Annotated in this window: 18 protein-coding genes; 6 read left to right on the forward strand and 12 right to left on the reverse strand. The window is 69.9% G+C overall.

Annotation, left to right across the window (positions count from 1 at the left end):
* Positions 1-5: 5 nt before the first annotated feature.
* The 3 genes from AC07DC_RS29490 (at position 6) to AC07DC_RS29500 (ending at position 1,618) form a co-directional block, all read left to right on the forward strand.
* Positions 6-419 (forward strand): roadblock/LC7 domain-containing protein, encoded by a 414-nt coding sequence (locus AC07DC_RS29490; RefSeq protein WP_138358230.1) that lies wholly within the window; start codon positions 6-8, stop codon positions 417-419.
* Positions 420-531: 112 nt separating this feature from the next.
* On the forward strand, positions 532-1,059 hold the full coding sequence (locus tag AC07DC_RS29495) for a DUF742 domain-containing protein (protein ID WP_478917527.1): 528 nt from the start codon (positions 532-534) through the stop codon (positions 1,057-1,059).
* Positions 1,040-1,618 carry a GTP-binding protein gene (locus AC07DC_RS29500; RefSeq protein ID WP_138358192.1) on the forward strand — a complete coding sequence of 193 codons (579 nt, stop codon included), beginning with the start codon at positions 1,040-1,042 and terminating at the stop codon, positions 1,616-1,618. The genes AC07DC_RS29495 and AC07DC_RS29500 overlap by 20 nt, the downstream gene beginning before the upstream one ends.
* A gap of 129 nt (positions 1,619-1,747) precedes the next feature.
* Here the strand turns inward: AC07DC_RS29500 and AC07DC_RS29505 are convergent, their stop codons facing one another.
* From AC07DC_RS29505 to AC07DC_RS29530, 6 genes are all read right to left on the reverse strand, one after another.
* Positions 1,748-1,969, reverse strand: coding sequence for an acyl-CoA carboxylase epsilon subunit (locus tag AC07DC_RS29505; protein ID WP_478917528.1), 222 nt, complete (start codon positions 1,967-1,969; stop codon positions 1,748-1,750).
* An 11-nt stretch (positions 1,970-1,980) separates the two neighbouring features.
* Positions 1,981-3,564 carry an acyl-CoA carboxylase subunit beta gene (locus AC07DC_RS29510; RefSeq protein ID WP_399643207.1) on the reverse strand — a complete coding sequence of 528 codons (1,584 nt, stop codon included), beginning with the start codon at positions 3,562-3,564 and terminating at the stop codon, positions 1,981-1,983.
* Positions 3,565-3,711: 147 nt separating this feature from the next.
* Entirely contained in the window at positions 3,712-4,584 is an 873-nt protein-coding gene (locus tag AC07DC_RS29515) for an HpcH/HpaI aldolase/citrate lyase family protein (RefSeq protein ID WP_478917529.1), read from the reverse strand.
* A 5-nt stretch (positions 4,585-4,589) separates the two neighbouring features.
* Positions 4,590-5,651 (reverse strand): HpcH/HpaI aldolase/citrate lyase family protein, encoded by a 1,062-nt coding sequence (locus AC07DC_RS29520; RefSeq protein ID WP_478917530.1) that lies wholly within the window; start codon positions 5,649-5,651, stop codon positions 4,590-4,592.
* Positions 5,652-5,760: 109 nt separating this feature from the next.
* Positions 5,761-6,309, reverse strand: a complete 549-nt coding sequence (locus AC07DC_RS29525) for an N-acetyltransferase family protein (RefSeq protein ID WP_478917531.1) — start codon at positions 6,307-6,309, stop codon at positions 5,761-5,763.
* A gap of 69 nt (positions 6,310-6,378) precedes the next feature.
* On the reverse strand, positions 6,379-8,787 hold the full coding sequence (locus tag AC07DC_RS29530) for a polysaccharide lyase 8 family protein (protein ID WP_478917532.1): 2,409 nt from the start codon (positions 8,785-8,787) through the stop codon (positions 6,379-6,381).
* A gap of 195 nt (positions 8,788-8,982) precedes the next feature.
* On the opposite strand from AC07DC_RS29530, the gene AC07DC_RS29535 reads away from it, so the two are divergent.
* The gene (locus AC07DC_RS29535; protein WP_478917533.1) at positions 8,983-10,743 is read left to right on the forward strand and encodes a glycoside hydrolase family 35 protein; all 1,761 of its coding nucleotides are present in this window, start codon (positions 8,983-8,985) and stop codon (positions 10,741-10,743) included.
* Between the two features lie 55 nt (positions 10,744-10,798).
* Here the strand turns inward: AC07DC_RS29535 and AC07DC_RS29540 are convergent, their stop codons facing one another.
* The 3 genes from AC07DC_RS29540 to AC07DC_RS29550 form a co-directional block, all read right to left on the reverse strand.
* Positions 10,799-11,353, reverse strand: a complete 555-nt coding sequence (locus AC07DC_RS29540) for a hypothetical protein (RefSeq protein ID WP_478917534.1) — start codon at positions 11,351-11,353, stop codon at positions 10,799-10,801.
* 173 nt (positions 11,354-11,526) lie between these two features.
* A complete protein-coding gene (locus AC07DC_RS29545; RefSeq protein ID WP_478917535.1) occupies positions 11,527-12,528 on the reverse strand; it encodes a peptidase in 1,002 nt (333 codons plus the stop codon).
* 19 nt (positions 12,529-12,547) lie between these two features.
* Positions 12,548-13,078, reverse strand: coding sequence for a hypothetical protein (locus tag AC07DC_RS29550; protein ID WP_478917536.1), 531 nt, complete (start codon positions 13,076-13,078; stop codon positions 12,548-12,550).
* A gap of 200 nt (positions 13,079-13,278) precedes the next feature.
* Between AC07DC_RS29550 and AC07DC_RS29555 the strand changes: the two genes are divergently transcribed.
* Entirely contained in the window at positions 13,279-14,157 is an 879-nt protein-coding gene (locus AC07DC_RS29555; protein ID WP_478917537.1) for an SIS domain-containing protein, read from the forward strand.
* Between the two features lie 27 nt (positions 14,158-14,184).
* Complete coding sequence (locus AC07DC_RS29560; RefSeq protein ID WP_478917538.1) at positions 14,185-15,030, forward strand: class II fructose-bisphosphate aldolase; 846 nt, start codon at positions 14,185-14,187, stop codon at positions 15,028-15,030.
* 237 nt (positions 15,031-15,267) lie between these two features.
* On the opposite strand, the gene AC07DC_RS29565 is transcribed toward AC07DC_RS29560, so the two are convergent.
* The 3 genes from AC07DC_RS29565 to AC07DC_RS29575 form a co-directional block, all read right to left on the reverse strand.
* Positions 15,268-18,780 (reverse strand): endo-alpha-N-acetylgalactosaminidase family protein, encoded by a 3,513-nt coding sequence (locus tag AC07DC_RS29565; protein ID WP_478917539.1) that lies wholly within the window; start codon positions 18,778-18,780, stop codon positions 15,268-15,270.
* Between the two features lie 149 nt (positions 18,781-18,929).
* Positions 18,930-19,433 (reverse strand): hypothetical protein, encoded by a 504-nt coding sequence (locus AC07DC_RS29570; protein ID WP_478917722.1) that lies wholly within the window; start codon positions 19,431-19,433, stop codon positions 18,930-18,932.
* 195 nt (positions 19,434-19,628) lie between these two features.
* Positions 19,629-20,048 (reverse strand): ATP-binding protein, encoded by a 420-nt coding sequence (locus tag AC07DC_RS29575; RefSeq protein ID WP_478917540.1) that lies wholly within the window; start codon positions 20,046-20,048, stop codon positions 19,629-19,631.
* Positions 20,049-20,061: the final 13 nt, after the last annotated feature.

A 20,061-nucleotide genomic window follows, 5' to 3' on the forward strand; every position in this document is an offset into this window, starting at 1 on the left:
GTCCGATGAGCCAGGCGGCACAGAATCTGAACTGGTTGATCACCAACTTCGTGGACAACACCCCTGGGGTGTCCCACACGGTGGTGGTCTCCGCCGACGGCCTGCTGCTCGCGATGTCCGAGGGCTTCCCTCGCGACCGCGCCGACCAGCTCGCCGCCGTCGCCTCCGGCCTGACCTCGCTCACCGCCGGAGCCTCCCGCATCTTCGAAGGCGGCAGCGTCAACCAGACCGTCGTGGAGATGGAACGCGGATTCCTCTTCATCATGTCGGTCTCCGACGGCAGCTCGCTGGCCGTACTCGCCCACCCCGAGTGCGACATCGGCCTCGTCGGCTACGAGATGGCCCTGCTCGTCGACCGGACCGGGACCGTCCTCACCCCCGACCTCCGCTCCGAACTTCAAGGCAGTTTGCTCAACTAGCAGTCGTCCCACATAGGTGCCTGCTCAACTAACGGACAGGCGTGCGGGCGCGTCCCCGTACCCATAGGGTGCGGGAACGCAGCCCGCACAACCCTCATCAGGAGGAGGAACCGTGACAACGCCACCCGGCGGAGATCCGTACGGCAGCCAGCAAGCGCAGCCGCCTCTGAACCGATACAACTTCCCCTCGGCTCCGACTCCTGACCCCGAGCCCCGCTACCGCCAGCCGCGGATCCAGCCGTACGACCCGCCGCAGGCACCGCCGCGGTCCACGGGCGGCCGGCAGCGCGCCCAGGCGCCCTCCGGGCTGGTGCGGCCGTACGCCATGACCGGTGGCCGGACCCGGCCGCGCTACCAGCTCGCCATCGAGGCCCTGGTCAGCACCACGGCCGACCCGGTGCAGCTGCGCGGGCAGTTGCCGGAGCACCAGCGGATCTGCATTCTCTGCCGGGAGATCAAGTCGGTGGCGGAGATCTCCGCGCTGTTGACGATCCCTCTCGGTGTCGCCCGTATCCTCGTCGCCGACCTGGCCGAGGCCGGGTTGGTCGCCGTCCACCAGCCCGGTGGCGACGAGTCCGCGGGCGGTCAGCCAGAAGTGACATTGCTTGAAAGGGTGCTCAGTGGACTTCGCAAGCTCTAACGGGGCGACCCGCTCCACGACCTCCGCGAAGATCGTGGTGGCGGGCGGGTTCGGCGTGGGCAAGACCACGTTCGTCGGTGCCGTTTCCGAGATCAACCCGCTGCGCACCGAAGCTGTGATGACCTCCGCGTCGGCCGGTATCGACGACCTGACGCACGCGCCCGACAAGACCACGACCACCGTGGCGATGGACTTCGGCCGCATAACGCTGGACGAGGACCTGATCCTGTACCTGTTCGGTACCCCGGGCCAGGACCGTTTCTGGTTCATGTGGGACGACCTGGTCCGCGGCGCGATCGGCGCCGTCGTCCTGGTGGACACCCGCCGGCTGGCGGACTGCTTCCCGGCCGTGGACTACTTCGAGAACAGCGGCCTGCCGTTCGTGATCGCGCTCAACGGCTTCGACGGCCACCAGCCGTACGGCCCCGAGGAGGTGCGCGAGGCCCTGCAGATCGGGCCCGAGGCACCGATCATCACCACGGACGCCCGCAACCGCGGTGAGGCCAAGTCCGCGCTGATCACCCTCGTGGAGCACGCGCTGATGGCGCGCCTGCGCTGAGGATCCCCGGACGCGAACGCCGGGCGGCCCCCACGGGGACCGCCCGGCGTTCTGGCGTTCTGGCTGTCGTTACGGCGTCCTGAGACGCGCTGGACGACGTGCTGGACGTTCTGGGACGTGCCGGCGGGCTCAGCCCTGCCAGCTGTGCGAGCTGCGGAAGCCCGGGGTGCGCTCCAGGCGGCGCCAGCCGGCCATGGAGCGGGGCTGCTCGTAGCTGGTGGCGGCGTGGCCGTTGGCGGCGGCACGGGCCAGCAGAACCGCGGTGAGAGCCGCGAGCTCCTCGGCGCTGGCGTGGCCCTTCTCGACGCGGACCAGGGTGTCGTCGGCCAGGGTGTCGGCGGGAGTACTCAAGGTGGTCTCCATTACTGCGGCGGGTTGCCGTGCTTGCGCGACGGCAGGTCTGCGTGCTTGGTCCGGAGCATCGCCAGCGAGCGGATGAGCACCTCGCGGGTGTCGGCCGGGTCGATGACGTCGTCCACCAAACCGCGTTCCGCGGCGTAGTAGGGGTGCATCAGTTCGGCCTTGTACTCCTTGACCATGCGGGCACGCATGGCCTCGGGGTCGTCGGCCTCGGCGATCTGCTTGCGGAAGATGACGTTGGCGGCACCTTCGGCGCCCATCACCGCGATCTCGTTGGTGGGCCAGGCGTACGTGAGGTCGGCCCCGATGGACTGGGAGTCCATGACGATGTAGGCGCCGCCGTAGGCCTTGCGCAGGATCAGCGAGATCCGCGGCACGGTGGCGTTGCAGTACGCGTAGAGCAGCTTCGCTCCGTGCCGGATGATCCCACCATGCTCCTGATCGACGCCCGGCAGGAAGCCGGGTACGTCCAGGAGAGTGATGAGCGGGATGTTGAAGGCGTCGCACATCTGCACGAAACGCGCGGCCTTTTCGGAGGCAGCGATGTCCAGGACACCCGCCATGCTGTTGGGCTGGTTGGCGATGATGCCCACCACCTGGCCGTCCAGCCGGGACAGCGCGACGATGATGTTGGTGGCCCACCGCTCGTGGATCTCCAGGTACTCGCCCTCGTCGACGATCTCCTCGATCACCTTGCGCATGTCGTACGCACGGTTGCCGTCGGCCGGCACGAGGTCCAGCAGGACGTCGCCGCGGCGGTCGGCCGGGTCGGAGGTCTCCGTGGCGGGCGGGTTCTCCCGGTTGTTCTGCGGGAGCAGGGAGAGCAGGTAGCGGACCTCTTCGAGGCAGTGCTGCTCGTCGTCGTAGGCGAAGTGCGAGACGCCGGAGACCTCGGAGTGGACGTCGGCGCCGCCGAGCCCGTTCTGGGAGATCTTCTCGCCGGTCACGGCCTGGACGACGTCCGGTCCCGTGATGAACATCTGCGAGGTCTCACGGACCATGAAGACGAAGTCGGTCAGGGCCGGGCTGTAGGCCGCGCCGCCCGCGCACGGGCCGAGCATCACCGAGATCTGCGGGATGACACCCGAGGCCCGGGTGTTGCGCTGGAAGATGCCGCCGTAGCCGGCGAGCGCCGAGACGCCCTCCTGGATACGGGCGCCGGCGCCGTCGTTCAGCGACACCAGCGGGGCACCTGAGGAGATCGCCATGTCCATGATCTTGTGGATCTTGGTGGCGTGCGCCTCGCCGAGCGCGCCGCCGAAGATCCGGAAGTCGTGGGCGTACACGAACACGGTCCGGCCGTGGACGGTGCCCCAGCCGGTGATGACGCCGTCGGTGTACGGCTTCTTCGCCTCCAGGCCGAAGCCGGTGGCGCGGTGCCGGCGCAGCGGCTCGACCTCGTTGAAGGAGCCCTCGTCCAGCAGTAGTGCGATGCGCTCGCGTGCGGTCAGCTTGCCCTTGGCGCGCTGCGCCTCGGTCGCCCGCTCGCTGGGGCCACGGAGGACCTGCTCGCGGATCGCGCGCAGCTCGGCCACGCGCCCGCGAGCGTCGTTCACCTCGACGGGCACCTCTTCCAGAAAGCTCATGTATCGACAGTACGAGCGCGACCCCCGCAATCGGGGGGTCCACTTCGTACAGTGTCCGCTCGTACTTCATGGCGGGTATCGACAGAACCAAAGAAGGGCCGGGCCCTGCGCTCGGTGCGCGGGACCCGGCCTTTTGTACCTTTCGCCCTACCGTCCGGCGACCGCTCCGGCCAGCGCGAGGATCCGGCGGGCGTCCTCGACGTGCAGGTTCTCGATCATCCGACCGTCGACCGTGACCACGCCGCGCCCCTCTGACGTGGCCTGATCGAAGGCTTCGATGATCCGGCGGGAGTGTGCGACCGCATCCTCGGAGGGGGCGAAGAGCCGGTTGCAGGGTTCCAGCTGCTTGGGGTGGATCAGGGTCTTGCCGTCGAATCCGAACTGGCGTCCCTGGAGGCATTCGGCCTCGAAGCCCTCCAGGTTCTGCACGTCGTTGTAGACACCGTCCAAGATGGTCTTACCGGTGGCGCGGGCGGCGAGCAGGGCCAGCGACAGACCGGTCAGCAGCGGGGCCCGGCCGGGGACGTGCTCGGCGTGCAGTTCCTTGGCGAGATCGTTGGTGCCCATCACCAGGACGGTCAGCCGCTCGCTCGCGGCGGCGATGGCGCGGGCGTCGAACATCGCCTGCGGCGTCTCGATCATGGCCCAGATGGCGGTGCGGTCGGGGGCGCCGGCCGCCTCCAGGGCGCGCTCGACGGCCCGTACGGTCTCCGGGGAGTCGACCTTGGGGACGACGACGGCGTCCGGGCCCGCCTCGGCGGCGGCCCGCAGGTCGTCGGCGTGCCAGGCGGTGTCCGGGGCGTTGACCCGGATCGTCACCTCGCGGTAGCCGTACTCCCCGGACGCGGCGGCGGCCGCGACGCGCTTGCGGGCGTCGGCCTTGGCGTCCGGCGCCACGGAGTCCTCGAGGTCGAGGATGAGCGCGTCGGTGGGGAGGGTCTTGGCCTTCTCCAGCGCGCGTTCGTTGGCACCGGGCATGTAGAGCACGGAGCGGCGGGGGCGGAGGGTGGTGTCCGTCATGGTCGTCACTCCTTCTCTGCCGCGGCGTAGGCCTCGGCGAGCTCGGGGTCGCGGGCGGCGAGGGTGTCGGCCAGTTCGGAGACGACCAGGCACTGCTTGTACGTCGCGTCGTCCTGCATCTTGCCGTCGATCATGACGGCGCCGGTGCCGTCGCCCATCGCGTCGATCACCTTGCGGGCCCAGGCGACATCGGCCGGGGAGGGCGAGAAGACCTTCTTGGCGATGGCGATCTGCACCGGGTGCAGGCTCCAGGCGCCGACGCAGCCGAGCAGGAAGGCGTTCCTGAACTGGTCCTCGCAGGCGAGGGTGTCGCGGATGTCGCCGAAGGGTCCGTAGTACGGCAGGATCCCGTGCGCCGCGCACGCGTCGACCATGCGGGCGATCGTGTAGTGCCACAGGTCCTGCTGGAACGTGGCGCGCGGGGCGTCGGCGTCGGTCGGGTTCGGGTCTTCCCTGACCAGGTAGCCGGGGTGGCCGCCGCCGACCCGGGTGGTCTTCATCCGGCGGCTTGCGGCCAGGTCGGCCGGGCCCAGCGAGATGCCCTGCATCCGGGGGCTGGCGCCGGCGATCTCCTCGACGTTCGCGACGCCGGTCGCGGTCTCCAGGATGGCGTGCACCAGGATCGGCCGCGTGATGCCGGCCTTCGCCTCCAGCTGCGCCAGCAGCCGGTCGATGTAGTGGATGTCCTCGGCGCCCTCGACCTTCGGCACCATGATGACGTCGAGCTTGTCGCCGATCTCGGTGACCAGGGTGAGCAGGTCGTCCAGCGCCCACGGCGAGTCCAGGCTGTTGATCCGCGTCCACAGCTGGGTGTCGCCGAACTCCGTCGCCTTGGCGATCTCCACGAGCCCGTTCCGGGCGGCCTCCTTGCGGTCGGCCTGGATGGCGTCCTCCAGGTTGCCCAGCAACACGTCCACCTGGGGCGCGATGGAGGGGACCTTGGCAGCCATCTTCTCGTTGCCCGGATCGAAGAAATGGATCATCCGCGAGGGCCGGAACGGCACCTCCCGTACCGGGGCCGGAGCCCCTACGGCCAGCGGGCGGAAGAAGTCCTTCGCGGAGCGCATGCGGTCTCCCGGATGTCGGTCGAGGGTGGGGAGGAGCGTACGGCGATCACCCTACGGCCACGACCACCGTACGTTACCGGCCAGTATGTGTGCCGTTGGTCACCGCGTGTCAGCGGCCGGGCGCCGAACCCGTGTCCGTACTCGTACCCGCACCCGTGCCGGGAATCCAGCGCATCGTCATGTCGGGCAGGTTCTCCATGTTGCGGCTGCCGTCATCGGTGTCCAGGACGGTGAAGCCGTGCCGCTCGTAGAAGGCGCGGGCGCCGGTGTTGGCCTGGAAGACGTGCAGCGACAGGCCGTCGGGGCTGTTGCGCCGCACCTCGCCGAGGAGCGCGGAGCCGACGCCCCGGCGGCGGGCCTCCGGGCGCAGGTACAGCTGCTCCAGCATGTCGCCCTCCAGCGCGGCGTAGCCGAGCACCTCGCCGGAGTCGTCGACCGCCACCCAGGCCTGGCCCTCGGTGAGCACGATGTTCTCCACCCACCACGCGACCTCCGCCAGGCTCCGCTGCTGCGGCGGGAGGTACGGCATGGTGCCCGCGCGCGACGCCATGTGGATCTCGGCAATGACAACCGCGTCCCCGATGTCCGCGGGCCGGATCTCCAGCCTGCCGTTCTGCGCACTGGTGGGCGTGTTGTCCTGCCTACTGTCATCCGTCACGCGGGCACCCTACGAGCAATCCGGCCGCGCGAACGAATCATTTAGGGCGCGTGTCACGTAAGCCGCGTGTCACGCAAGAGTCACCGTGGCCCGGTGGGTGGCCCCGGTGGTGCCGGGGGCGATGGTGAGCCGCAGCGAGGCGCCGGTACCGACGACCGTGACCGTGGCGTCCTTCGACGTGACGGCGGACACCGGCCGGTTCCAGGTGATGTCGAGCGAGCCCCCGGATCGCGGCGGCTCCGACACGCAGACCGTGGCCGTGGAACCGCTGACGCGGATCATGACGCAGGACGGGAGGGACGCGGTGACAGCGCCGACGGTGCCCGCCGACCAGAAGTTGATCCCGGTGAACCCCAGCGACGGCACCGAGACGCCCTGCTGCGCCGCGGTGTTGGCCAGGATCACCAGCCAGCCGGTGGCGCCCGCGCGGGCCGCGGTGGCCGCGGCGGTCGCGCCCGGCATGACGAGATAGGCGTAGGAGGCGTTCACCGGGTCCACGCCGTGGTCGAGCCAGAGCGTGAGGTAGCGGCGGGTGAGCGCGTCGGTCGTGCCGCCGGTGTTGATGGCGGCCCAGGTGCCGGTGCGGGCCTCGCGCAGCGCCTTGACCGTCGCTCCCCCGGTGCCGGGGAAGACATAGCCGCCGAAGCCGGTGATCCGGGCCCAGGTGGTGCCGGCCAGGGTCGCGGACCAGCCGAGCGTCGCGGACTGCGTGGTGCCGTTGACGACGAGCCCGTGGGTGCCGGTCGCGCCGAGGTTGCGGTTCTCGACGACGGTCTCGACGGCCGTGCCGTCGGTGCCGCTGATGCCCGCGCCGAGACAGACCACCGTGTCGTCCAGGCAGAACCACGACTTGCGCGCGCTCATCGTGCTCGACAGGCCCTTGAGGTGCTGGCCGACCGCGGCGAACACCCCGTCCGTGGCGCCGCCGACCCAGGTCACGTCCGGCCGCGCCGCGCCCCAGGTGCCGCCCGCCCCGTCCGCCAGCGTCTTCTTCGACACCGTCGTGCCGGGCAGCCGGTACGGGTCGACGGTGGGCCAGAAGGCGTCGCTGTACTGGCCGTTGCCGTAGGTGGAGCCCCACCAGGAGAGCATCCCCGAACCGGTGTGCCAGCCCCGCAGGTTCTCGCCGTTGCCGTTCTCGTAGTACGTGATCCGCTTCGAGGACATGCCGATCGCGGCGGCCCAGTCGGCGCGGCGGTGCACCGCGCGGTCCATGCCGGGGAAGAGCCGGTGCTCGACCGGTTCCGGCACCGCGGTCACCGCGCTGCCGGCGATGGCCGCCAGCCGGGCGAGGTCGGCGATGGAGAGCTTGGCGTCCGCCAGCACCGGGCTGTAGTAGTCGCGCTGGATCCAGCCCTTGACCAGACCCTGCCAGCGGGTCCGCTCGGTGGCGCTCGCGCCCTCGGCGAGCAGCGCGACATGGGCGAGCAACGGGTGGCCGCGCCGGTGGTCGTCGCCCTGGATACGGGTGGGGTCGGTGGTGGCGATGCCCCGGCTGATGGCGCGCCCGGAGACGGTGTCCATGACCAGGCCGTTGTAGAGGAAGGGCGCGTACGCCTTCTCGACCGAGTCCAGGATGATCTGCCGGTTCGGGTCGGTGACCTCCCAGCTGGATCCGGCGAGCAGGGCGAAGAGCCGCGCCAGGCCGTCGATCTGCACCTCGCCGTAGGAGCCGGTGTACGCGACCCAGGTGTGCTGGACGAACGAGCCGTCGGCGTACAGCCCGTCGCCGGACGTCACGTACGGGAAGACCGGCGAGAGCGCGTCGCGGGCCAGCGCCAGCTTCGCCGCCGACTTGCCCAGCACGCCCCGGGTGGCGATGACCCGGCACAGGTCCACGCGGTTCGCGCCGGTGCTGGTGCCGGTGTACGTGCCGACGGCGGAGTCCGGCACGAAGTGGTCGACGGCCCGCAGGTAGGAGGCGGTCCGATCGGCGCTCAGCGCGTCGTAGGCGACGGTCACCGTGTCGAGCAGGAGGCGGGGGCTGCCGATCTGCCAGTCCCACCAGTTGGGGAGGAACGGGGTGGTGTTCTCGTTGTAGACCTGCCCGTAGAGGTGGTCCAGGCCCTGGACGACGGCCGCGATCATCGCGGGGTCGCCGGTGGAGCCGGTCGCGGGCTGGGCCCAGGCCTGCGCCATCTCGTTGAGCCGGGCGTAGCTCCCGGTCATGGAGGCGGTGCTGCTCAGCGGCTGGTCGGGCCAGAGCGATCCGGTGGCCGGGGCCATGGACGCCAGCGAGGTGCGCGCGGCGGTGCCGAGCGTGGCGAGCTTCGTCGCGTACGGCTCGGCGGCGGCGTCGAAGCCGCTGCCCAGGGTGAGGGCGCGCCAGCGCAGCCGCAGAGTGTCGAAGGCGTCCGCGTCGGCGGAGGCGTCCGCGGGTGTCGTGGCTGCAGCGCGCGGGGCGGTGGGAAGGCCTGCGGCAACGGCCGCGGCGCCGCTTCCGGCGAGGAATGTCCGGCGGGACCAGGGGGAGGACATGGCGGTTGGAACCTCCATGGGCGAAGACGACGGTGTGCTTCACTTCTCTCTAGTAAGCGGTTTCTACCATGGCCGTTCCGCCCCCCACAACGGATTGAACACTGTTTGATTCTTTGGATTGTGGCGACAGGAACGCCCACTTACGATCACGCTGACGCCACCCGCAGCAGCACGTCACAGCACCGGAGAACCCTCATGCTCGAGATGTCACCCGAGGGCTTCTCCCTCGACGGCCGCCCGTTGCGCCTGCTCTCCGGCGCGCTGCACTACTTCCGCACCCTGCCCGAGCAGTGGCCGCACCGGCTGCGCATGCTGCGGGCGATGGGCCTCAACACCATGGAGACGTACGTCCCGTGGAATCTCCACGAGCCGCGCCCCGGCGAGTACGACTTCGACGGCATCGCCGACCTGGACGGCTTCCTGCGCGCCTCCGCCGAGGCCGGACTGCACGCGATCGTGCGGCCCAGCCCGTACATCTGCGCGGAGTGGGAGAACGGCGGGCTGCCCTGGTGGCTGCTCGCGGACCGGAACCTGCGGCTGCGGGTGGCCGATCCGCAGTACCTGGTCCAGGTGGACCGGTGGTACGACCGGCTGATCCCGGTGATCGCGGCGCATCAGACCACCAGGGGCGGCAATGTCCTGATGGTCCAGATAGAGAATGAATACGGGTCATTCGGTACGGACAGCGCTTACCTAGAGCACCTCGCCGACGGCCTGCTCTCGCGCGGGATCGACGTCCCGCTCTTCACCTCCGACGGCCCGGAGGACTTCTTCCTCACCGGCGGCGCGGCCCCCGGCCGGCTCGCCACCGTCAACTTCGGCAGCCGTGCCACCGAGGCCTTCGCCGAGCTGCGCCGCTTCCGGCCGCAGGACCCGGCGATGTGCATGGAGTTCTGGAACGGCTGGTTCGACCATTGGGGTGAGAAGCACACCGTCCGCTCCCCCGAGGACGCCGCCGGCGCGCTGCGCGAGATCCTGCAAAACGACGCCTCGGTCAACCTCTACATGGCGCACGGCGGCACCAACTTCGGCACCTGGGCGGGCGCCAACACCGCCGACCCGCGCACCGGCGAGGGGTACCAGCCGACGATCACCTCCTACGACTACGACGCGCCGATCGACGAGCGCGGCGCGCCCACCCCCAAGTTCTGGGCCTTCCGCGAGGTGCTCGCCGCCTACGCCGACCAGCCGGCGCCCGACCCCGAGCCGATGCCGCCGCTGCTGGAGCCGGCCCGGATCGAGCTCACCGAGTCCGTACCGCTCTTCGACGTCATCGGGCGGCTCTCGACCGGCACCGTCCACGCGCCGGTGCCGCTGTCCTTCGAGGAACTGGGCCTGGCCCATGGCCTGGTGCTCTACCGGACCGCCATCCCCGGCCCCCGCAAGGCGTATCCGCTGACCCTGGAGGGCCTGGCCGACCGGGCGCACGTCTTCGTCGACGGCACGCTGACCGCCGTGCTGGAACGCGACGGCGGCGAGCGGCCCGAGATCGCGGTGGCGGGGCCGGCCGCCCGGCTGGAGCTGCTCGTGGAGTCCATGGGCCGGGTCAACTACGGTGCCGCGATCGGCGACCGCAAGGGTCTGTCGGGCGTGCTGCACACCCAGCAGTACCTGCACGGCTGGACCGCCGAGCCGGTGCCGCTCGGCGACGGGACGCCGGACGGCCTGCCCTGGGGCGCCGCGCCGGACGGGCCGTCCGGCGCCGCCGCCTTCCACCGCGGCTTCCTGGACATCGACGAGCCCGCGGACGGCTATCTCGCGCTGCCCGGCTGGACCAAGGGGTACGCCTGGGTCAACGGCTTCTGCCTGGGCCGCTACTGGGACCGCGGCCCGCAGCGGACGCTCTACGTGCCGTGGCCGCTGCTGCGTCCCGGCCGCAACGAGATCGCCGTCCTCGAACTCGACGGACACGCCGGACCGTTCGTGGAGATCCGCACCGAGCCCGACCTCGGCTGAGTACCTCGGGCGGCCTGCGGGCCCATGAGGCCATGGGCGAGGCGTGCCCGCTTGGTTACGCGATCGAGTGGGTCACAGTACCGGTATAAGTACCCGTCACGGCAGCGGCCGGCACCGAGACCACCAGAGTCGGATTCCAGGTCACTGAGCTGAGAATCACCAAGAGACCTGTGGCCCGGAATGCCGTGCGAGGGACGTCCAGCGTTTGCGCCTGCCCCGCCGTCGCCTGACCCGGGGTGTAGGTTCCAACGCCGCTCCTCGCGGTGACTGGGCCTGACCAGTACGACACGTTATTCTTCGTGATCGTCTCGGCGGACGTACCGCCGCCCGTCCTGAAATTCGTCGTGGACACCGTCGCTGTCCAGGAACCGCCGAGGTCGGAATCGACCTTCACCGACCCAAGGTGCGCGCTGACCGTTCCACCGGGCGTCGTGCTGCCGAGGTTCGCCGACGCCGGCGCTGTGATCGTCAAGCCGAGCGCGAACCGGGCCGATGTGGACCTGGTGTCCGGCCCTGCCAACGCCGCTCCTGCCGCGGGGAAGGTCAGAAAGGCGATGCAGATCAGTCCCGTCCCAATCCACGTGACGCGCCTTGTTCCTGTCTTGTTCACCGCGACCAGCGGCAGGGAGGTTGTGCGATCGGCGGAGCGATCATCGATGCTTCTCCTTCGGCGGCGACATCCGCGCAGTACTCCGCCTGAGCTTCGCGCGTGAAGCCGTACTTGGGCGGAGACGCGCGCCCATGTCAGCCGTTCGGTCCCGCGCGTTCACCCGCTGGACAGGGTCAGGCAGTCGGCCGGCGTCGGAACCGGATCACCCCTACGGTGAGCGCCCCGCAGACCAGGGCGAGCACGATGCCGGACCACGGCCCGAAGCCTGAGGACTTCACGAACGTCGCCTCGGAGGTGGCGCCAGGCTCAGGAAAGGTCAGCCTTGTCACGACCTGACGTTTCACCGTGCCGCTTTCGAGGTGCAGGGTGGCCTTCCACGGCCCATTGGGAAGCTGTGGGTCGAGTGCCACATTGACGGTTCCGCTTCCGCCCGGGGGCAGCGTGGTGCCCGGAGTCACCGAGTACGGTCCGGCGCTCATCGCCCCGGGACCGTCGGTGAGGTTGAGTTTCCCCTTCAGGTCCAGGGCTCGTTTCCCGGTATTTCGCACCGTGGCGACAACGCTGGGTCGGCCGTCATTACCGCGTGTGGCGGTGAGCTTGTCGATCGTGAAGTCGCAGAATTCTGCACCGGTCTCGATGTCCAAGTAGATTCGCACCCCCACACGGGTAATGCTGCCGATATTGTGCCTGGCATCCGGTGGCGTACCGCTTTCAGCCCAAAGAACCGCGTATCGCTCCCCGGGTGCTGCCGTCTTCGGCACCTTGATCGTCACCCGCGCTTCGGATGCTGTCCAGGGAGCCAGATCTTGCTCCGCACCGTCGACGCTGGTCCAGTCCGTCAATTCGTTCGATGCATGCCCCTCGGCGAAGGTGAATCTGTTGTCCTTGATTTTCGCGGCAGAGGGGTACAGCTTCATGTGGCGCCTGATCGGCGTTTTGTTGGAGATTTCCACACGCCGCTTGATCGTGGTCCCTGGCTTGAGGTGGTCAACGATGTATGTCAGTGCGCGGGGGTCGTCACGCCGGACAACGGGTGCTTCAAGAAGCCGCAGGCCGATGGATCCGGGTGCCGGTTCAGGTGAGGGAGTCGCGGCGGAAGCCGCGGGGAATCCGATCGGGACAAGCGCCCCTGTCAGCAACGCCGCACTGGAGAGCAGGTTGGCGAGTGATTTCATGAGTCCCCGTCTTCTCTGTTCAAGCCACCGAATGCCGCAAAATTCCGCTGTAGAGGCCTGCGACCGCCGTTGCCGGCACGTGAACCACCAGGGTGGGGTTCCAGCTCACCGAGTTGTTGCCGGAGCCGCTGGGTCGGGAAAACGCCGTACGAGGAGCACCGAGGTCGCCCGGGGTACCGGGAACGAATGGGCCGTTCACGGGGTTGATTGCCGCGCCCGGGTCGTAGTCGACGTTGGCCCTTGGGATCGTCTCGGCAGTTGTCTGTGTGCCGGTCGTGAAAGGGGCGAAAAGCGCGACCGTCGCCGTCCAGTGCGTGTCGAGTGCGGAACGCTCGTCAGTCACCGTGACTACGCCTATCGGCCCGGTGGCATCACTGCCGGGCGTCGTGTTGGACAGAGCCGCGGAAGCAGGAGCCGTAATGTTCAGTCCATCGGTGGCGCCCACGGTGAACGTGACCGTGGTGTCGGCTGACGTGGCGGCGGTCGCCGACGTCACTGCTATCGCGGTGAAGATCGCGGTCGCAACGGCAGTGGCTGTGTAGCGCATCATGACTCCTTTTTGGGGGAAATCGTCTCAAAACGCCACGCTATAGAGAAGCTCAGGCTTCGGCGCGGCGGGAGGACCGGCGTCACACTTTGGGGGTGCTTCGGAGAGCCGGATGGTCGTCCTCCGCCACCACCCAGGGATGCCGGGCGTAAGCGGAGCCTCCGCAGCCACTGGCCGCCCAACGACGAAGGGACTGCACCTCCATGTCGATCACCGCGGAAGAGATCGCCACCCAGCCCGAGTGCTGGGAGCGCGCCGCCGGACTCGTTCCCGAGGTCGCGGGCTCGCTGCCCGCCACCGGGGAGAAGGTCGCGGTCGTGGGCTGCGGCACTTCCTGGTTCATGGCCCAGTCGTACGCGGTGCTGCGCGAGCGCGCGGGACTGGGCGTGACCGACGCCTTCGCCGCCTCCGAGTTCCCGTACGGCCGCGACTACGACCGGATCGTGGCCATCACCCGGTCCGGCACCACCACCGAGGTGCTGGAGCTGCTCCGCAAGGTGCGCGGGACGGTCCGCACCACAGCGGTCATCGGTGACCCCGCCACCCCGATCGTGGACCTCGTGGACGATCTGGTGGTGCTGGACTTCGCCGACGAGAAGTCCGTCGTCCAGACCCGCTTCGCGACCAGCGTGCTGGCGCTGCTCCGCACCCACCTGGGCGAGGACATCGCGCCCGCGGTCGCCGACGCGCGCCGCGCCATCGCCGAGGTGCTGCCGCCGGATCTGCTGGGCGCCGAGCAGTTCAGCTTCCTCGGCACCGGCTGGTCCTACGGCATCGCGCTGGAGGCCGGCCTCAAGATGCGCGAGGCCGCGGGCGCCTGGACCGAGTCGTACCCGGCGATGGAGTACCGGCACGGCCCCATCGCGATCACCGGCCCGAACCGCATCGCCTGGGTCTTCGGTGATCTGCCCGAGGGCCTGGACGGGGACGTGGCGCGCACCGGCGGCACGTTGGAGGCGGCGGGCACCGACCCGCTGGCCGATCTGATCCGGGTGCAGCGGCTGGCGGTCGCCATCGCCGAGGCGAACGGCCTCAACCCCGACACCCCCCGCAACCTGACGCGTTCCGTCGTCCTGTCCTGACCGTTCCGACTGCTTGAAGGGGATCCCATGCCACTGGTCAGCACGGGTGAGATCACCGGACCGGCCATGGCCGCGGGCCGGGCGGTCGGCGCGTTCAACGTCATCCAGCTGGAGCACGCGACCGCCATCACGGCGGGCGCGGAGCGCGCCGGTCTGCCGGTGGTCCTGCAGATCAGCGAGAACGCGGTGCTCTACCACGGCGCCCTGGAGCCGGTCGCGGTCGCGACCCTCGCCATCGCCCGCGCCGCCTCCGTACGGGTCGCCGTCCACCTCGATCACGCGACCGACCGGTCGCTGGTGGAGCAGGCCGTCGCGCTGGGCCTGACATCGGTGATGTTCGACGCCTCGACGCTGCCGTACGAGGAAAATGTGGCGGTCACCGCCTCGGTGGCCGAGCACTGCCACCGCGCGGGCGTCTGGCTGGAGGCCGAGTTGGGCGAGGTCGGCGGCAAGGACGGCGTGCACGCGCCGGGCGTGCGCACCGATCCGGCCGAGGCGGCGGCGTATGTCGCGGCGACCGGCGTGGACGGCCTGGCCGTCGCCGTCGGCACCTCGCACGCGATGAGCACCCGTACCGCCACGCTCGACTTCGAGCTGATCGGACGGCTGCGCGCCGGAGTCGGGGTGCCGCTGGTTCTGCACGGCTCGTCGGGTGTTTCGGACGAGGACCTGGCGCGGGCCGTCGCGCACGGCATGGTGAAGGTCAACATCGCCACCCACCTCAACGCCTGCTTCACGGCGGCGGTGCGCGAGACCCTGACGGCGCAACCGCAGCTGACCGACCCCCGCAAGTACCTCGGCCCGGGGCGTACCGCCGTCGCGGACGAGGTGGCGCGGCTGCTGCGCGTCCTGGCAGGTCCGGCCGCCGACTAGTGCTCTGGCCGGAAAGGTTGCCTGGTTCGCGGCGGCCGGCGCGGTGCATCGCAAGGCGGAGGATCGTCCTCGTACCGGGCGTACTCGGACGACTCCGACAACGCAGCGAGGTGCCGTGCCGGGCGTCGCGAACCGGTGAACCTTTCCGGTCAGAGCACTAGCAGCTGACAGCGAGGAGCCGGGCTCCGTTCGCCCCCGTGAGCGAGCGGAGCCCGGCTCCTCAGCCGGTCACCCGGGTCAACCGGCGCAGTGGAACAGCGCGTTACCCCAGTCCGCGTGGTCGTTCCCGTTGTCGTCGCCGCCGTCGCCGACGACCAGGTCCACGTACTGGGCGCCGGTGACGTCGGCGGTGATCGTGTACGCGGTGTCGGAGAAGCGCAGCACCGGGGAGGTGGCCTTCTGGGTGCCGTCGGCGAGGACGGTGAAGGTCACCGAGCCGCGTGCCGTCTGCTCGTCGTCCACGCCGACCTGCGCGGTGAACGAGGTGCAGCCCTTTCCGGCGAGGTCGTAGCGGACGGTGGAGGCCGCGTGCGCGCCCAGGCCCTTGGCGTAGACCGTGCCGCCGACCGTCAACTGGCCGCCGTCACCGGCCGCCTGCTCCCCGTTGGACATGTCACGCTCCACCGGGCCCCAGCCGTTCGTGGCCGACACCCAGGTCAGGTCGCTGGCCCAGGTGCCGGTGGGCGGCGGGGTGCCGCCCAGGTCGGTGACGGTGAAGTTGTCGAGCGTGAGATCGGCGTCGGCGGGCGCACCGCCGAGCTTCTCCAGACCGACCCAGCTGCCGGACCCGGCCACCACCTGCTCAGTGAAGTGCGTGGTGGTTCGCGCCTGCGGCAGGGCCGTCTTCCGGGATGCGGTCGTCCCGGTGCCGGTGTCCCAGGTGTACGCGCCCGCGTTGCTCGACTGGTAGTCGAACTCGACCTTGTAGGTGTGCCCGGAGACCATCGGGACGGTCCAGGGCGCGGTGCGGTAGACGATCCCGGAGTTCTCGTCGTGCGACTTCAGCGACTCCGCGCCGCCGATGACGTCGTCGGTGAGCTTCCCGTTCCAGCCGGTCTGCGTGTACGGCGCGTGCTTCTGCGCTATGTGCGTTCGGGGATCCGTCACCCCGCCCGCGTTGCCCTTCAGGAAGGGCCCCCAGCCCTGGTCGACAGCCTCGAAGTCCTCGTAGGTGACGGTGCCCGCCTTCGTGGCCGGCGCGTTCGCCACGATCCGTACGTCGTCGACCCGGACCTTCACCGCGCTCCCGGCGGCCGCGGCCACCTGGAAGGTCACCGTGCCGTTCGCGGGTGCCGTGAAGTTGACCTTGGCGCGCTGCATGTTGGTGTCGTGCCAGTCACTGGCGGCGACGGCGTTCTGCAGCGCCGAGCTGTCGACGGCGACCGACGTCCCGCCCGCGGAGAGCACCGTGTGCCGGGTCGAGCCCGGGGCGACCTCGATCCAGGCGGAGGCGCTGTACCCCTTGCCCGGTGTGAGGCCGGTGATCTGCTGGGAGAGCGACGCGGCGGCGGTGCCGGTGAGCGCGGCGCTGCGCCGGCCGAGGCTGTCGGTGTCGTTGACGACGGTGCCGGTCTTCGTCCAGTCGCCGAGGCCGTTGGCGTTGAAGCCGGGGTCCTTGACGAGCGTCCCCTCGCCCCACACCGGGCCCTGCTGCGCGGGGGCCGCGTTCGGGTAGAGCGCGTACCCCTGGTTCGCGGCGGCCGTCAGCGTCACCTTGCCGCCCGACGGGGTGACGGTGCCGGCCGCGACACGGCCGTTGTCGGTCAGCTTGTAGAGCCTGAACGAGGACGCGGACGCGAAGGCCGGGGGCAGCGTCCAGGTGGTCGTGCCGCCCGCCTTGTTGTAGTGGTAGAGCTTGTCCTGCTGCTCGTCGTCGCCCCAACCGCTCATCCACGGCAGCAGGTAGTTGTCGCCGTCGAGCACCTTGGCGCCGCCCGAGTAGACGGCGCGCTTGCCGCTCTCGGTGGCCCCGTGGACGCCGCCGGTGAAGTCGATGCGATTGGCGGCCCACTTGGTGATGTCGTAGTGCTGGAGGAACTTGGCGGGGAGGTTCTTCTGCCAGACGTTGGCGATCGTCGCGTTCCAGTCGTTCTCGCCGGTCCAGCCCTCGAAGCCAACGAGCGAGGTCTGGCCGAGGATCGGGTCGTTGTTCCAGACGTCCTTCTGGCCGTTGCGGATGAAGCGGATGATCTTCGAGTTGAGGCCCTTGTTGGTGGGGCCGCCGTAGTCCAGGTCATTGGCCCAGTGCGACCACAGCGAGCCGCGTTCGAACTTGTCGGCCCATTCGGTACCGACGTTCCAGCCCTGCGCCTTGAGCGCGTTCAGCGTCGAGTCCGCTATCCAGCCGTGCGTGTAGTAGACGTCCAGGTAGAGCAGCGTGAGATTCGGATCCGTCTCGTCGCGCAGCTGCTGGAAGCGCTGGGCGAGGCTGCCGGTGGTGATGTCCTTGCGCTGGTCGATGTAGTAGCTCTGGTCGAGCCAGTTCCAGCCCTTGGCACTGGTGTCGACCAGGCCGTCGCTGAAGTGGTTGGCGACCGGATACGCCTCGGTGGCGTTGACGTGGACGCCGAAGGTGGCGCCCCACTTCTTGCCGTCCTTGAGCAGCGCGTTCAGATCGCTGAGGCCGCCGGCGCGCTTGTTGTAGTTGCCGCCGTAGTCGGGGTGCGCCGAGTCATGGCCCTCCGACTGGTACCCCTTGAGCAGCGCGAGCTGCTCGAGGCCGTCGGTGGACAGCGAGATCCGCTTGACGTCGTCGAGCGTGCGCAGGAACGGGTGGGTGGCCTGGCTGGCGAAGTTGAACGGGATGTGGGTGATCACCCGGTTCGGCGTCTGGTCACCACCCTGCGGCAGGATGCCGATCGAGCGGAACGCGACGGCACCGTCCTGCCAGTCCACCGCCCCGTCACCGTTGGCGTCCGGGGTGACGACCACCTTCGCCCACGGCAGCCCGTCGCCGGTCGCGGGCTGGGAGGACCCCGCGCCCCGGTACGTCCACTGCCCGGACCAGACGCCGACCCGGACCGTACCGTCGGACGCCTTGCGGGCCTGGTGCCAGAAGCGGGCGTCGTCGCCGTCGGTGGCGCCAGCCGGCTTGTCGTACGAGGAGTTGGACTCCACGGCCGCCGCCAGCCGGCCGGTGTTCACGATCGCGTACGTGGCCCCGACCGGCGCGGTCTGCGCGGCGGTGCCGGAGGTGACGGTGCCGAAAACGTCCGCCGTGCGGGTGGAGTCGGGGTCCAGGGTGGTGAAGGCGGTGGCGACGCCCGAGTCTGTGCTCGCCACCGCGACCAGGTCGTGACCGGGGATGTCGATCGTGCCGACCCGGAACGCGGTGGTGTCGCGGACGGCGTCGACCTGGAAGGTCGTCGCCCGCCCGGACACCGACAGCCGGGCGTCCAGCTCGACCCCGGCCAGCGCCGGGAAGACCAGCGTGTAGCGGGCGGAGGTGGCGTCGAGGACCGGCGGGCTTTTCAGGGCCACCGGATAGGCGGTGCCGTTGAGCGTCACCGCGGTGACGGGGGCGCTGCTCGCACCGAGCGTCGCCCCACTGGCGGTGTCGGTGTAGGAGACCACGCGGGGGAAGTCGGTGGCGACGGCCACCGACAGCTGCCCGGAGGCGATGACCGCGGTGCCGGCGGCAACGGCGGCAGGGGCGGGAGCGGCGGCGGCCGGCAATGCGGGCCCCGCCATGGCCATGACGGCCGAGGAGACGGCGGCGAGCGCGCACGCCGTACGGATTCTTCGCGACATGCGCCCTGAGTAGTGGCGCGCGCGACCACCCGTCAACGGACCGGTCACTTCCGGAAGCGGGAGTCCAACAACCCACTTCCGGAAGTCCAACCCGAGTGAGACCTGTTCAGGTCTGTTTAGGTCTGTTCATTGCTGCTCGGCAACTCTGTTCAGCAGCCGCCGCAGTTGTAATAAAGCACGTCCCAGTGACTGCCCTCGTCCGCGTAGATGTTCCCCGACCCCGACTTGTACTGCGGAGCGCCGTCGCCCCGCAGGCCGATGTACGTGAACCGGTGGATGTAGTTGGTGATGCAGGTGTTCTTGCCGAAGTCGAGCTTGTAGCCGTTCCAGTGGCTGTACGTGCCGCTCGCGTGCCCGGTCTCCGTGCCACCGGTGATGTTCAGCGCGCAGGCGCTCGCGTGCTTGAGCGTGACGGCGCCCTGCGCGGTGGCCAGGTTGAGCTGATCGAAGGACGTACAGGTGGAGACGTTGCGGTTGGAGCAGCCACCGGACGAGGACCAGGTGATCCCCGCGTCACGGAACATGGCGGTGGCCTGCGCGTGCGTCAGCTTGGTGACGGCGTAGGCATCGTGGGAGGCGGCGATGCCGACCCCCGGGGCGAACAGGACGCCGAGCGCGAGAACGAGCGCGCTCAGAACTCTGCGGAACTTCATCACTCTGCCGAGCCTCATACGAGGTCCTCCTGCGGGATACGTGCAACCGGTGGGGCGGTTGTGCGGGTGCCGCTCTTGGTGCGTGACGAGTGTGCCCGAGTTCTACGCGCGTCCGCCAGATGTTCGCACCAACAACAGGCCTCGCGCGCCCGCGCGTTGGCGGGACGATCGGGGCGGCAGACGAGGCGGCCCGATCTACGGGAGCGGCAGCGCGAACTCGCACCACACGATCTTGCCGGGATCGCGCCGACCCACGCCCCAGTCGTCGGCAAGTCCCGCCACCAGCAGCAACCCGCGCCCGCCCTCGTCCCCACCCTGGGGGCAGAGGGCGGGCGTCCGCACGTCACCACCCCCGCTGTCGTGCACCTCGACCCGCAGCGGGCCGCCGCCGTGGTCGAGGGTGAGGTGCAGCCGGAACCCGCGCCCGGGGGGCACGCCGTGCAGCAGGGCGTTGGTCGCCAACTCGCTCACACAGAGCAGCACCTCGTCCCGGCGGGCCGCCACACCCCACGCCGTCAGCGCCTGCTCGGTGAAGTGCCTGGCAGCGGGGACGGAACGGCGCTCGCGCCGGTAGAACGCCTCGCGGAAAAGGCGCAGTTGATTGTTCTTGTCCATAGCCCGACTGTCA

It is taken from the genome of Streptomyces sp. NPDC045021 (genome assembly GCF_056432645.1).

Coding starts and splice junctions, on each gene's coding strand:
- AC07DC_RS29490 (WP_138358230.1), top strand. CDS start 6: ATGAGCCAGGCGGCACAGAATCTGAACTGGTTGATCACCAACTTCGTG.
- AC07DC_RS29510 (WP_399643207.1), bottom strand. CDS start 3,564: ATGAGCTTTCTGGAAGAGGTGCCCGTCGAGGTGAACGACGCTCGCGGG.
- AC07DC_RS29515 (WP_478917529.1), bottom strand. CDS start 4,584: ATGACGGACACCACCCTCCGCCCCCGCCGCTCCGTGCTCTACATGCCC.
- AC07DC_RS29520 (WP_478917530.1), bottom strand. CDS start 5,651: ATGCGCTCCGCGAAGGACTTCTTCCGCCCGCTGGCCGTAGGGGCTCCG.
- AC07DC_RS29530 (WP_478917532.1), bottom strand. CDS start 8,787: ATGTCCTCCCCCTGGTCCCGCCGGACATTCCTCGCCGGAAGCGGCGCC.
- AC07DC_RS29535 (WP_478917533.1), top strand. CDS start 8,983: ATGCTCGAGATGTCACCCGAGGGCTTCTCCCTCGACGGCCGCCCGTTG.
- AC07DC_RS29545 (WP_478917535.1), bottom strand. CDS start 12,528: ATGAAATCACTCGCCAACCTGCTCTCCAGTGCGGCGTTGCTGACAGGG.
- AC07DC_RS29550 (WP_478917536.1), bottom strand. CDS start 13,078: ATGATGCGCTACACAGCCACTGCCGTTGCGACCGCGATCTTCACCGCG.
- AC07DC_RS29555 (WP_478917537.1), top strand. CDS start 13,279: ATGTCGATCACCGCGGAAGAGATCGCCACCCAGCCCGAGTGCTGGGAG.
- AC07DC_RS29560 (WP_478917538.1), top strand. CDS start 14,185: ATGCCACTGGTCAGCACGGGTGAGATCACCGGACCGGCCATGGCCGCG.
- AC07DC_RS29565 (WP_478917539.1), bottom strand. CDS start 18,780: ATGTCGCGAAGAATCCGTACGGCGTGCGCGCTCGCCGCCGTCTCCTCG.
- AC07DC_RS29570 (WP_478917722.1), bottom strand. CDS start 19,433: ATGAAGTTCCGCAGAGTTCTGAGCGCGCTCGTTCTCGCGCTCGGCGTC.
- AC07DC_RS29575 (WP_478917540.1), bottom strand. CDS start 20,048: ATGGACAAGAACAATCAACTGCGCCTTTTCCGCGAGGCGTTCTACCGG.